This is a genomic window from Photobacterium sp. ABD4_091, from assembly GCF_056160145.1.
In genome coordinates this window covers 1-13,756 of record NZ_JBSWWQ010000009.1, presented here as the reverse complement: position 1 = coordinate 13,756, position 13,756 = coordinate 1, and the positions used below count along the sequence as shown (strand labels likewise).

General features: G+C 45.6%; 10 protein-coding genes and 1 pseudogene. 4 read left to right on the top strand and 7 right to left on the bottom strand.

What is annotated here, in order from left to right:
- Positions 1-173 precede the first annotated feature (173 nt).
- The 6 genes from katG to ACXAGQ_RS28460 all read right to left on the bottom strand — a co-directional run bounded on the left by katG (position 174) and on the right by ACXAGQ_RS28460 (position 9,161).
- Positions 174-2,342, bottom strand: a complete 2,169-nt coding sequence (gene katG / locus ACXAGQ_RS28485; RefSeq protein WP_475258565.1) for a catalase/peroxidase HPI — start codon at positions 2,340-2,342, stop codon at positions 174-176.
- A gap of 115 nt (positions 2,343-2,457) precedes the next feature.
- Positions 2,458-2,928: a Dps family protein gene (locus ACXAGQ_RS28480; protein WP_475258563.1), complete on the bottom strand. Its 471-nt coding sequence runs from the start codon at positions 2,926-2,928 to the stop codon at positions 2,458-2,460.
- 186 nt (positions 2,929-3,114) lie between these two features.
- Positions 3,115-3,990 carry a hypothetical protein gene (locus ACXAGQ_RS28475; RefSeq protein ID WP_475258562.1) on the bottom strand — a complete coding sequence of 292 codons (876 nt, stop codon included), beginning with the start codon at positions 3,988-3,990 and terminating at the stop codon, positions 3,115-3,117.
- A 189-nt stretch (positions 3,991-4,179) separates the two neighbouring features.
- Positions 4,180-5,352, bottom strand: a complete 1,173-nt coding sequence (locus ACXAGQ_RS28470) for an MATE family efflux transporter (RefSeq protein WP_475258560.1) — start codon at positions 5,350-5,352, stop codon at positions 4,180-4,182.
- A 267-nt stretch (positions 5,353-5,619) separates the two neighbouring features.
- The gene (locus ACXAGQ_RS28465) at positions 5,620-7,404 is read right to left on the bottom strand and encodes an ABC transporter ATP-binding protein (RefSeq protein ID WP_475258559.1); all 1,785 of its coding nucleotides are present in this window, start codon (positions 7,402-7,404) and stop codon (positions 5,620-5,622) included.
- The gene (locus ACXAGQ_RS28460) at positions 7,398-9,161 is read right to left on the bottom strand and encodes an ABC transporter ATP-binding protein (RefSeq protein ID WP_475258558.1); all 1,764 of its coding nucleotides are present in this window, start codon (positions 9,159-9,161) and stop codon (positions 7,398-7,400) included. The genes ACXAGQ_RS28465 and ACXAGQ_RS28460 overlap by 7 nt, the downstream gene beginning before the upstream one ends.
- A gap of 424 nt (positions 9,162-9,585) precedes the next feature.
- Between ACXAGQ_RS28460 and ACXAGQ_RS28455 the strand changes: the two genes are divergently transcribed.
- Genes ACXAGQ_RS28455 through ACXAGQ_RS28440 form a run of 4 tightly spaced genes read left to right on the top strand, consistent with a single transcriptional unit; the run spans position 9,586 to position 13,172 of the window.
- Positions 9,586-10,674, top strand: a complete 1,089-nt coding sequence (locus ACXAGQ_RS28455) for an ABC transporter permease (protein ID WP_475258557.1) — start codon at positions 9,586-9,588, stop codon at positions 10,672-10,674.
- Positions 10,675-10,683: 9 nt separating this feature from the next.
- Entirely contained in the window at positions 10,684-11,496 is an 813-nt protein-coding gene (locus ACXAGQ_RS28450) for an ABC transporter ATP-binding protein (RefSeq protein ID WP_475258555.1), read from the top strand.
- Between the two features lies 1 nt (position 11,497).
- On the top strand, positions 11,498-12,553 hold the full coding sequence (locus ACXAGQ_RS28445) for an MlaD family protein (protein WP_475258554.1): 1,056 nt from the start codon (positions 11,498-11,500) through the stop codon (positions 12,551-12,553).
- 1 nt (position 12,554) lies between these two features.
- Positions 12,555-13,172 carry an ABC-type transport auxiliary lipoprotein family protein gene (locus ACXAGQ_RS28440; protein WP_475258553.1) on the top strand — a complete coding sequence of 206 codons (618 nt, stop codon included), beginning with the start codon at positions 12,555-12,557 and terminating at the stop codon, positions 13,170-13,172.
- A gap of 124 nt (positions 13,173-13,296) precedes the next feature.
- Here ACXAGQ_RS28440 and ACXAGQ_RS28435 read toward each other — a convergent pair.
- Positions 13,297-13,756: pseudogene (locus ACXAGQ_RS28435) on the bottom strand (bifunctional aspartate transaminase/aspartate 4-decarboxylase); the annotation flags it as partial.

Below are 13,756 nucleotides of genomic sequence, written 5' to 3'. Positions count from 1 at the left end.
GAGCCACATTTGCTCGATTGAAAGGTATTTAGTGAAAGGTGCTTTTTTTAGGTTTTGATAAAGCAAAATGATTGGATTGTAAGGTATTGTTTTCATATTAAAGCCTCTGGAATCCCAGAGGCTTTACGTTGAGAGAAAACTTACATCTTTCCTCTTTAAGTGGAGTCGCTGACTTATTTCAGATCAAACCTATCAGCATTCATGACCTTGGCCCAGGCTGCAACAAAGTCGTTTACAAACTTCTCTTTGTTATCATCTTGGGCATAGAGTTCTGAATAAGCTCTCAAGATAGAGTTTGAACCGAACACTAAGTCGACTCTGGTTGCGGTCCAAGCTACCTCGCCTGACTGGCGATTGCGGATCTCATAGAGATTACTGCCAGCAGGTTCCCAGGTGTAGTTCATGTCAGTCAGATTCACGAAGAAGTCGTTAGTCAATTGACCTACATTGTCAGTAAAGACACCGTGCTGTGTACCGCCATGGTTTGTGCCAATTACACGCATACCACCGACAAGGACTGTCATCTCTGCAGCGGTTAACCCCATCAACTGGGTACGATCCAATAGCATCTCTTCAGGGGTAACGAGGTACTCTTTCTTCAACCAGTTACGATAACCATCATGCAGAGGCTCCAATACTTCAAAGGACTCCTGATCTGTGTGGTCTGCGCTGGCGTCGCCTCTACCTGGAGAGAATGGAACAGTAACATTGAAGCCTGCAGCTTTAGCTGCCTGCTCAACACCGACATTACCTGCCAATACGATGACATCAGCAACACTCGCTCCAGACTCCTGTGCAATACCACTTAGGACGGATAGAACCCGCGATAAGCGTTCAGGCTCATTACCCTGCCAGTCCTTCTGCGGGGCTAGACGGATCCGTGCACCATTTGCGCCACCACGGTTATCAGAGCCTCGGAATGTGCGGGCGCTGTCCCACGCGGTGGATACCATGTCGCTGACCGACAGGCCGCTGGACATGATTTTTGCTTTCACTGCGTCCACGTCATAGCTTGTGCTCCCTGTTGGTACAGGGTCTTGCCAAATGAGATCTTCTGACGGAACATCAGGCCCAATGTAACGTGCTCTTGGCCCCATGTCCCGGTGGGTAAGTTTGAACCATGCTCGGGCAAAGACTTCTGAGAAGTAGGCTGGGTCGTTGTAAAACCGTTCTGATATCTTGCGATATTCAGGGTCAACCTTCATTGCCATATCAGCGTCTGTCATTATTGGGTTATGACGCACTGATGGGTTTTCGGCATCAACGGGTTTATCTTCCTCTTTGATATCAACAGGCTCCCATTGCCACGCACCTGCAGGGCTTTTTTTCAGCTCCCACTCATGATTGAGCAGTAGTTTAAAATAACCGTTGTCCCATTGCGTAGGGTGGGTGGTCCACGCACCCTCAAGGCCACTGGTTACTGCATCAGCGCCGACACCACGTTTGTCTTTGTTCAGCCAGCCAAGGGCTTGGTCATGAAGTTCGCCGCCTTCAGGCTCAGGACCGAGCAGTGATGCGTCACCGTTACCGTGCGCCTTACCCACAGTGTGCCCACCGGCAGTCAGAGCTACCGTCTCTTCGTCGTTCATCGCCATACGTGCAAACGTGACGCGAACATCATGGGCTGTTTTTTGAGGATCAGGATTACCGTCAACACCTTCTGGGTTAACATAAATTAACCCCATCATGACGGCAGCAAGCGGGTTTTCTAAGTCTCGCTCGCCAGACCAGCGGCTATTGGGGTTATTTGTTGGCGCCAACCATTCTTTTTCCGAGCCCCAATAGATGTCTTTCTCTGGGTGCCAGATATCATCACGGCCAAAACCAAAGCCAAAGGTTTTAAGGCCCATAGATTCATAGGCCATGGTACCGGCATAAGCTATTAGGTCAGCCCAGCTAAGGCGGTTACCGTACTTTTGTTTGATTGGCCACAGTAACCGTCTTGCTTTATCCAGATTGGTATTGTCTGGCCATGAGTTGAGAGGGGCAAACCGAAGGTTCCCGGTACCGGCACCGCCTCGACCATCGGCAATACGATACGTACCAGCAGCGTGCCATGTCATACGTATCATCAAACCACCGTAATGCCCCCAGTCTGCAGGCCACCACTCTTTGCTATCTGTCATCAGAGCGATAAGGTCTTGTTTGAGAGCTGCAAAATCAAGTTTCTGGACTTCTTCCCGATAATTAAAGTCACTTAAAGGGTTTGTTTTTGTATCGTGCTGATGAAGAATATCTAGGTTAAGTGACTTGGGCCACCAATCAATTTCCGTACGGTCATTAGTGGTCATCGAACCATGCATGAAAGGACATTTACCCGCGGTAGGTTTATCCTGCGGCATAATAATTCTCCTATTCCAGTGAATTCCACGTACATTGCATAATGACAATTGCGTTGCTGTTTTTACACAGCGTGATATTTACATTTGTTGTTTATTAAGCTTAATTTTCAGTACATTACTTCTGAATTGTTCTCAACATCCAAGCTGTTTTTTCGTGAATTCGCATGCGATCTGAAACTAGCGCAACGCTCGACTCATCGTTTGCAGCTTGTGCCAATTTAAGAACCTCTCGAGAGGTTCTGACGACTTGCTCGTGCCCTTTAGTAAGGATGTCTACCATTTCGGAAGAGCTGGGAACACCATCTACTTCTTCAATTGAGCTGAGGCGGGCAAACTCTTGAAATGTGCCTGGGGCTGGTACGTCTAAGGTACGGATACGTTCAGCAATTTCATCAACGGCGGTTGCTAACTCGGTGTAATGCTCTCCAAACATCAGGTGCAAGTCTCTAAAATGCGGGCCCTGAACATTCCAATGAAAATTGTGAGTTTGCAAATATAGTGTATAAGAATCAGCAAGTAACTTCTTTAAGCCGTCGGTCGTTTTGACTCTGCCTTCGCTGCTTATACCAATGTCTATTTGGGTCACAGTCGCTCCTTAGTTAGCGTATAAATTTAACGACTAACTGAACCGATAATGAGAAGATTGGCTAAAGTATTGGTGACAATCGCAAGTTTGTAAAAGTGATAAGAATAATCATCATGTTCTCTTTTTTAGATTGTACTGGGGGCGCAATTTAGCTCTGGCTAACCCCAAATGGAGCCTTTCCTCTTCTCACCAACCTAGTTCTCGTATTTCGTTTTCAATTTTGGCTGCTAATTCTTGTGCTTTGTGCTCAAGGTAACGGGTATCACAAATCATACTCTGCATATCTTCAACAAAGCGGCTTGGGCGTATTAGCCTTAAAGCGTCTTGGTTTTTGCAAACAAAATCGACACACGGAAGCCCTTTTGCGTTCACGTATTCAATGATGTAAGTTGCGGGCGTTTGATGGTTGAGGTGATGGTTCAACTCAATGGTTAAATCGAAAAGGTGAGCGTTTATCCAGTCACAGTAGCGGCTAGTTAAATACGTTTTTACCAGTTCATTGCTAAAGTGATTTTCTTGATGATAGGCCAGATTGTTTCCAACGTTATAAGGGAGCAATTGGCTGTCTCTCTGTAACTGGAAAGGAAAACGCCTATCTAGCCATGTTTTAACTGCAGCCAGAGCCCATTTGATGATGTAATGGAGAGCACTGTATAGGTTGCCGTAAACAAAATGGCCATTGTAGAGAAGCCTTATCCACTCTCCTCTAAACTCATTAATGTATGAATCTGGGATAGTAAATATATATTTTGGGTTGCTTTGGTTAGCTGTAATTTGTCTGTGGTCACGACCGAGCTGCATAATCGGCGCTTGTTGATCATTCCAGTAAGCTATATCTAACGACAACAAATCAGGCCAGCGAACTAAAGATTTGGCTTTGCGTCGCGGTTCATTGAGAGAAATTAAATCTTTGCCCTCACCACATTCTAGCTGCTGTGCAGCGTGCAATAGGTATAAAGAATTTGGGTCGTTAAGGTACATTCGACGCTGTCTTCCCTTTTCAGCATCCTCACTCAAATGACCTGAGTGACGACCTTTGTCCCATGAAGATGAATCGAACATAACTTCTCCCGGGGTACTTGAAGACACTACAAGTATAAACGTCACGAGATTAAACAGCGATCAGGAAAAAATTATCGTGTAAACCATGCTTAACGGTGCACTGACCAATGGTAACCAATGTGCAGGGCTATCGAGGAATGTCGCAGGATTCCCTCCCACAGAGAGTCTGTGAGAGGGAATAGGGTGAGATTACGAGGCCGGGCTGACGACTGGGGCGCCAATACGGTGGAAGCTGATCTTCCTTGCAAACAGAATAATAGCGGCAAATACGGTTACCAATTCTGCAGCGCCTGTTACCCACCAGATGGATTCTGCACCAAAGAACATCGGCAGCAGGGACAGGAACAGCATGACCATGATGAAGCCGCGCATCAGTGAAATCAGACCTGCTCGCTTCGGCGCTTCAAGCGCAGTAAAGAACCCAGAGATAACAGTGTTGACGCCCATAAAGATGAAGCCCAGCGAGAATATCTTCATGTACTGGTGTGACATGGCAACCAACTCAGGATCTTCCAGGAAGCCCATTGCAATGTTGTCCCCGAAGAAGAATACCGCCAAGGCAGACATACCACCAATCAGCAATGCGACTTTTACTGTCAGTAAAGCAACGGCCAAAATACTACCGTGGTCTTTCTTACCGCGAGAAAAAGTAATGATTGGCTGCATACCCTGAGTCAGACCGATATAGGTGATCAGCATGAAGTTGTTGATGTAACCAATAACACTGAACGCAGACAACTCAGCGGTACCGTAATGGAACAAGATTGCGTTGTTGAAAGCCATTAGGACGAAGCCTGCTGACATCTCGGTAATTGAATCAGGCGTACCGATTTTAACATACTGAATAATGAACACGTAATCCAAGATAATATTGGTCACGGCAGCACACAAAATGGCGGCAAGCTCACGTTGTGGGAAACCATCAATTTTGGCAAACACTTCCATCGAATAAGCCATCAAATAGAAGGTTTGGAAAAAGAGCAGGGTACCCAGATACTCGGCAACCATAGGGATCAACTCGCCACGCGCACCCATCAGGTAGGCAACATCTTCGACGAAAATGAAAGCCAGGAAGCAGACAAGCGCACCAAACCCTGCCAAGAAGTAAATGGCCTGGGAGAATATCTCGCTTGCTTGGCCGATTTTCCCTTCCCCTTTAAGTTTACCGACCAAAGTACCTGCACCTATGGTGATCAGGATAGAGATCGCAAACATGATATTGATAAAAGGCAGGGACAAGTTTACCGCAGCCAGTGCTTCGGGGCCGACGCCACGGCCCACGAACATACCATCGACCATGGTATAGAGGGCAAAGACCCACACGGCCAATATGGAAGGCACAGCAAATTTGGTTAATGCCATCCCTATGCTTTTATTTTCTAGATCGATTCCTCCAGCAGAACCAACACCCATTTTGTACCACCTAATTAAATTCAAAGTTTGTGTTTAACGGAGTGGTTGAGAGGATAAAGTCTGGAATGACTCGAGGGTCAATGTGGTAATTTATTTCAATTTGTTACTCAGCGAGAGTGACGGCTATTGGCCTGCGAAATAAGGCGCCGAAGGATGTAGACAATAGATAAATAAATTAAGGCCGCTAAATGCGGCCTTTGTTGTATCGAAATTACATTACGATTTTGCTAATTCTAAACCGGTATCCTGCAGCGCCGACTCATTGAGCAATCCAGCGTAAATACCGTTTAGCTCAACAAGCTGGTGGTGGTCACCCCGTTCAACAATCTCACCTTTTTCTAGTACCAGGATCATATCCGAATGGCGCACTGTGCTAAGACGGTGGGCGATGGCGATCACGGTCTTTTCCTTGAACAAGCGCTGCATGGCTTTTTGGATCAGATCTTCAGTGATGGAGTCGACCGAGCTGGTGGCCTCATCGAGCATCATCACCTGTCCTCCCTGGGCGACCGCACGGGCAAAGGAGATTAGCTGGGTTTGGCCAACGGAAAGGTTGGAGCCGTTTTTATCTAACGGGAAGTCATAGCCTTGTGGCAGTTGCTCGATAAAGCTATTGGCATAGACATAGCGTGAAGCCTGCTCAACTTGCTCGCGAGAGATACCTTCTTTACCCAAGGCGATATTGAAATGGATCGTCTCTTCAAACAGGTGGACATCCTGCATCATCAGCGAGAACAAATGAGCCGAGTCATCGATGGAGATATCAGAGAGCTCAATACCATTTAAAAGGATGCTGCCTTCGTAATCCTGATAGGTTTTCGATATCAAGCGCATGATCGTTGACTTACCAGAACCGGTTGAGCCAACCAGTGCGATTTGATGGCCTTTCTCCAAAACAAAAGACACGTTTTTCAGTACGTATGGAGCATCATCTTTGTAGCGGAAGCTAACGTTTCTGAACTCAAGGCTGACAAACTCTTTAAGCTGTTTTTCCACTTTGTGCGTTGGTTGCAAATCACGACCTTCTTCTTCGACAGGCTCGACGAATAGCTCTTCAATATGATCGAACGCGGCAAATGAGCTTTGGATCGAGGCGATTTGCGAGGTGAAATCGCGGATCGGCACAAACACTTTCTCCAGCGTGTTGATAAAGGCAATCAGCACACCTAAGGTTAGCGATGCCTCCAAGACTTGCCCAGAGCCGTACCAAATCATCAGTGCCACAGTGATAGAGGTAATACCGGAGATAAAGGAAAACAGAACGGCGTCATACTTATTGACCTTCTTCTGCGCTTTTAAAAACTCATCGGTAAAGCCTTTGTATTTTTGCTCGACGGCTTCTTCTGCACGGTAAAGCTGAACGGTTTTAACGCCTAAAATCACTTCTTGCAAATAGCCGATACCGCGGGCTAATGAAGAGCGGGTGGTCAAGTGCAGTGCGCGCAGGCGGTTGCGAACATATACCGTCAGGTACATCACCGGAGGCATGATAACCAATACAATCAGGGTTAGCTGCCAATCGATAAATAGCATCATGATCAATAGGGCGATGGTATTGAGGCTATCTCGAACCAGCCCAACCACAGACTGGATGAACGTCTCACCGATAGTTTCAATATCACTGGTGAGGCGAGACAGCGTCACGCCGTTAGGAGTGTTATCGAAATAGCTGCGAGGCAGCCTCAATACGCGGTCAACGAGCACTGAACGCATATCCGTAATGGTGTACTGGCCCGTTTTGCGCAGGTTGTAGGAGTAGGTGGTGTCAACAATATAGTCGACGATCAGTACCACAAGTAGGGCGGCAATATACAGCCACATACCGTTGGTACTTTCCTGTGCGAGATGCCTATCAATCACCTGGATAATCAGCCAAGGGAACAGCAAACTGGTCGCGACGGTAAGCGGCAACATGGAAATACCTAGGATGGCAGAGCCTTTGTATTTCTTGGCAAACTTGAAAAAGTGCTTTAAGTATTTAACGTCAATGCCCTTTAGCATGCTGTTGCCTCCGTTTCGTTCTGTTGCAGTTTCCAGGTTTCAAAATAGTAAGGGCAGGTTTGCAGCAGGGTAGCGTGATCACCTTTGGCGATGATTTTGCCTTCACTCAGCACAATGATTTCATCCATATATTCGAGGGCATTAACGCGGTGGGAGACAACCAGAACAGATTGGTTCTGCAAGCGCTCAAATAAGCCTTCCAATATCTTACGCTCTGTTTCGTAATCAACCGCTGACAGAACATTATCCAAGATGATCAAATCAGATGGCTCAAGAAGGGCGCGGGCAATGCTCAATCGCTGTTTTTGACCACCGGAGAGCATGATCCCTTTTTCGCCGACCAGTGTTTGGTCACCGTTTTCAAAACGCTCAACATCATTGGCTAGCTGGCTAAGTGACAACACTTCATCGACTTGCGATTTCGCAATGTCCGGGTCGAGGCTGCCGAAGCGAATGTTGTCCTCTACTGTCGCCGAGAACAGATACGGGTCTTGGGTCACCGTTTTGATATACCGGCGCAAGTCGGAGCGGGAGAAAGTCGTGATATCTTTATCGCCGAGGAATACGGTTCCAACAGGAACATCCAAATGGTGGTTGAGGCTATTGACCAAGGTGGTTTTACCGGCTCCTATGCTACCGAGTACACCGACTTTTTTGCCTGGGGGGATATCGAAACTCACGTTATCTAAAACCAGGGTTTCATCACCCGGGTACCTGAAACTCAGGTTACGTACTGAAAGTGTTTTTGCCTGTAGTGCCTCTAGCTCATGCTGTGCTAGAGGGGTTTCATCTTGCTCTGGGACTTCAGCATTAAGGATGGTTTGCACGCTATCTATACCCACCATGCCCCGCTGATAGATGGTGGCGATTCGTCCTAGTTGCATCAACGGCATAGCCAGCAACACGGAATAGCTAAGAAAAGCCGTTATTTCACCAAGGGTAAGCTGCTGGTTCATTAACATATAGCCGCCAAGCCCGAGGATCAAAATCTTCATGAGGTTGTTGGCATAATCCAGTACCGGCATGAAAAACACCTGTATTCGGGTGATTTTCATGCGGCATTGCAGCAGTTGCTGGTTCAGTTTTTCGACTTCGTCCATTACCCAAGGAGACATCTGCTCGTTCTTGATGAGATCAATACCTGACAAGTAACTCATCAATTGGGCTGACAGGTTTTGCAGCCTACGCATGTGTTCCATGTGTAATGTTTTCATGCGTTTGAAACCGATACGGAAAATCACGAAGGCGATAACGATAGGGACAACCGAATAGAGCGTCAGCTCGGGTGAAATGCGCCACATCCATAGCGGTGTCAGGGACAGTGCTAGCAAGACGTTGGCGAAATTCAGGAAGCCTACGCCAAATAATAACCTTATCCCGTTTAAGTCGTTGTTAATGATTGATATTAGCTTGCCAGAGGCAAACTGATTATGAAAACTGTTTGGCAGGTGGTTGAGCTTTTGTAGCAGTGTGTTTTTTAATGCAGCCTCTGTGATCCGGCCAGGATTAAGCGCATACATACGTGACCAAATGCGAACCACAACCATGGCGATCGCCATGAATACCACGGTGCCCACATAGGTTGTCAGCTGCTGGTGGCCATTGGGTGAGTGGCTATCAATCAGGTCAATTGCCAACTGAATATAGCGCGGGATCTCGACTTGGAGCCAGTTTACGAGGAATATGAAAATAATCGCCAGTATATATGACTTTCGATTCATACGAAGAAAGTGCGTAAAAAATTGTGTTTTAGTCATGTGACGTTTTCTGTTGGGGAAGTCCAATTATGCATTTCTGGTTGCTAATCTTTAATATGTTGAGACCCAAATTGGATGTATGAACTAGATGCGGCTTTTCATTTGGCCTGTGCGTGCGTTGTAGGTTGGTTACTTATACTGCCATTGTTTAAATTCTAGTATTATATTTCAACCCAAGCCTGTGATATTTGTTACATAAGCAATTGTACACGTGATAGACAAGAATATCATCTGAGATATAACCCTGAAAATTGTAGTTGAATTCATTGCAAATATTTGCTCGTTACTTGTTTGTAAGAATTGTTTTTTCTTCTTTTGTCTATTTCGCATTCGTGCAACTGAGACAGGGATTACTCTCGAATAGAGGAGTAAGCACTATACTTTTAATTCAATTTTGTTTGTATAGGCTGGAGCGTCGCAATCGATGGAATCTGCTAAGAACACCATCATTGAAGTCAACTTGGATGAAAGAATAACATCTAGTTCTGTTGCAGAGCTATGGCGCTCTACAAATAAAATTATAAATGAGAATCCGACATCAAAAATAACAATTAATGCAGCCAAGTTAACATTTATAGACAATACCGGAATCGCTTTTTTATATGATATTCGCCACCGCCAACGAGCCGAAAATGCAGAAATTAACATTACTAATTTGAGCGAAAAGCTTGAACTACTGATACCGAGCAAGGATATACAACCGAAAGAAAAGCCTGCAGGTCCTTCTACGCTGTCTTCATTTATTGAGGGGGTAGGAAAGGCGACTCATGAGCATTTAACTTATGTCAGTGTGATGTACCACTTTCTCTTCGATTGCATCCGTGCCATGGCCAAAGCCATTTTCGGCAAGGAGAAGCTGAGGTGGGGCGAAATACTGTTGATTGCCACTCAGGCGGGTTCAAATGCTATCCCTATCGTGCTGCTTATTGGCTTTCTGATGGGGGTGATCATTGCTTTTGAGATTGGGCTTGTTGCCCAGCAATTCGGTGCGGTTATCTTTGTTGCTGACGGTATCGGTATTTCTATGTTCAGGGAACTGGGTCCGCTTATGACGGCAATTGTTTTCGCAGGAAGAACCGGTGCGGCCTTTGCCGCTGAAATAGGTACGCAGAAAATCAACGAAGAAATCAATGCACTCCAGACATTTGGCATAAACCCTATCTATTTCCTTGTATTACCTAGGTTGCTCGCAGCTGTTGTTGTCTTACCTTTGCTTACTGTTTTGGCTGATGTCATTGGCATATTTGGTGGCGCGATTGTGCTGCTGAAGTTTGATATTGGGTTTGTTCAGTTTTATCAGGAGTTATTAAATTCGCTAACACCTTGGGATTTCATTATCGGGCTGATAAAAGCAACGACATTCGGTTTTATTATTGCGGCTATCGGTTGTGAGCGGGGATTAAGCACAGGTGTGGGTTCATCTGCAGTGGGGCTATCTGCAACAAGCGCTGTTGTGAGCAGCATTGTGTGGATTGTGGTTATTGATGGCTTTTTTGCTGTATTGACCAATTAGGAATTGAGCATGCCAAAGAGCCCGAATGAACGTCAAGCAAGCACCAAGGATGGGGGATACGCTATTAGCGTGCAGCACCTAAAGATGGGCTACGGTCCGAAAGTTTTGTTAGACGATGCCAGTTTTAATGTGAAGCACGGAGAGATATTAGTCATTTTAGGCGGCTCCGGTTGTGGAAAATCCAGCCTGATGAAGCACTTAATTGGCCTGTATGCGCCGAAATCAGGCGATATTCTGATTAACAATCAGAGCATTGTGAATGCCAGTAAGCTAGAAAAATACTCTATTCAACGTCAGCTTGGGGTCATGTATCAAAGTGGAGCCTTGTTCGGTTCACTAACGGTATTGGAAAACGTCCGCTTCCCTCTCGATGAGTTTACGGATATTGGCATAGAAGAGAAAAACCTAACCGCAAGAATATTGCTCGACCTTGTGGAGATGGGTTACTCAGAGCAGTTTATGCCCAGCGAGTTGTCTGGCGGGATGTTAAAAAGGGCCGGGATAGCAAGAGCGATGGCGCTAGGGGCTGACATCATTATGTTGGATGAGCCTTCAGCAGGGTTGGACCCAATTACAGCGGCAAACTTAGATCAAACGATTTTGCAGCTAAGGGATAACCTTGGTTTTACGTTTGTTATTGTAACCCATGAGCTTCAAAGCATTTTTACGGTTGCAGATAGGGCGATAATGCTGGATCCAAAATCAAGAAGCATTATTGCCGAGGGGGAGCCAACCGTGTTACGGGATGCGAGTGAAGATCCTCGTGTCCGCCAGTTTTTCAATCGAGTATCAGATCAACAGAACATTGATAAGAGTAAGTAGTATGGATGATTCTCAAAAACACTTTCGACTCGGTTTGTTTGTTGTCATAACGCTAGTTTTGCTCTTTGGTGTGCTGTTTATTTTGGGTGGACAGACTTTCTATAAACCTAAGCTAAGTTTTGAAACCTATTTTGATACTTCAGTTGCAGGGTTGGAGATTGGCTCTCCTGTACGTTACCGAGGTATTGCCCTTGGCGAGGTAGTAGCAATTGAACTGTCCAATTCTGAGTATGAAGAAGATGTTCCCCATGAGCAGAGGAAGTCCTATGTCATCGTTAGAAGTGAATTGACCGGTGACGAAAACGCCATCAGAGATTGGGAGACGAATTTCGATGTGCTGATAGCAAAGGGGTTGAGAGCCCAAACTCAAATAGCCGGCATCACGGGACAGCAATATTTGTCGCTGGATTATATTGATATTTCGACCAAGGATGATTTGCCGTTTAACTGGGTACCTGAATATGCGTATATTCCATCTATTAAAAACTCTACGGGTAGAATTATAACCGGGATCCAGAACCTACTGGCTAATCTCGATGATGCTCAAATCGCTAATTTGGGGCATAACCTCAATAGCTTGCTGGTAAATGTGAACAAGAAGATTATCGATATTGATACTTTGATGATTTCAGACGAGGTGGTGGAACTACTACTGAGTGCGAATAAAATGATCAACCATATTGATCATTTGATAGTTGATAGCAAGCTCGACGATACATTAAGTAACGTCAATATCGCGAGTTCAGAATTGAACAGTATTGTTTCTGATCCAGAAATCAAAAAGGCAATATCGTCATTGATGAAAATCTCAGTCACTATAAACCGGATGTTGGCGTCTGGCGGTGACATCAATAAGATTCTGGTTGATCTTGATGACCTGATCAAACGCTCCGATGCTATCTTGACTGACAATCAATATGATTTGTATCAGATGATCAAGAATCTCACGATCACCGCAGAGAACTTGAAAGAGTTTTCAGATACCACAAAAAATAATCCGTCCTCAATCATTTTCAGTAATGCACCTGAAAAAATTAATCTTGATGGGGGAAACTAAAATGAATGTGGCAAAACTGTTTTCGTTGGCGCTAACAGCCATTTTCCTTGCTGGTCTTGTTGCAGGGTGTAGTGTGGGTGAAAGTATTCCACAGCCGACGAACTATGCTATGACTGCTAGTCTGCCTGTGGTGAAGTCAGCTCGAATCGGAGAAACATTACGCATTGATCATGTAAGAAGTGTACCGCCGTTCAATGATACTCAAATGATCTATCGTTTGAACGAGGTCCGTTTTGAAAAAGACTACTACAACCGCTTTCTTAGCGATCCTGAATCGATAGTGTCTAACCAACTTGCTAGTTGGCTTCAACAAACGGGCCTTTACGATATCGTTGCTTTGCCCAGTGTTCATACCCCGTCAAATCAAGTGCTACAGGTGACTATTACCAAGCTATTTGGTGATTTTCGAGAGGGCCAGCAGCCAACGGCAGTGATGGAAATACAGTTTTTCCTTGTCGACAACACCGATTACCGACCTGAGGTTGTTTTCTCTGAGACCTACATAAGCCGCATTCCAATCGAGAGTAAGTCACCATCATTATTGGCTGAAGGATATGGTGTAGCGATGACAAATATTTTTGAGCAATTAACGTTAGAGTTATTGAGAACACGGTACTAAGGGATTTATTCAAAAATAAGCCTAGGGTTATATAAAAATCCCCAGCATCACTTAGGATGAGCTGGGGATTTTTGTTTGAGCAAGCAGGGGGATTAGCTTGCACCTTGATTAGGTATTGTTAGCGTTACGCTTGTGTCGCAGTCACGAAGTTGTTGTAGTACTCGTCAAGCACTTTACGGGTTTCGCGGCCAATCAATTCGTACTCGTGGTGAGTCAGGTTCGCCAGTGAAACGCGTACTGAACCGTGTACCACATCAAAGCCTTTGCCCGGTAGTAGGATAACGCCGGTTTCGTAAGCAAGACGGAACAGGAAGTCTTTACCCATGTTATTGGCTTTGAACCAGTCTACAAACGCCTGACCGTACATTTTCTCGCCCAGCACATCCAGATCTAGCAGGGTGTAGTAGTCAACGCGGTTAACGTCTTTCTCCACGGTAACACCCATGTTTTTGTACAGGGTGTTGTAACGCTGGCGGATGATGTTCTTACAAGCGTCTTTGTAAGTTTCTTCTGCATCCATCAGGCAAGCTAGTGAGAATAGGGCCATTTGAACTTGCTGTGGCAGTGAAAGGCCAGCAGTGTGG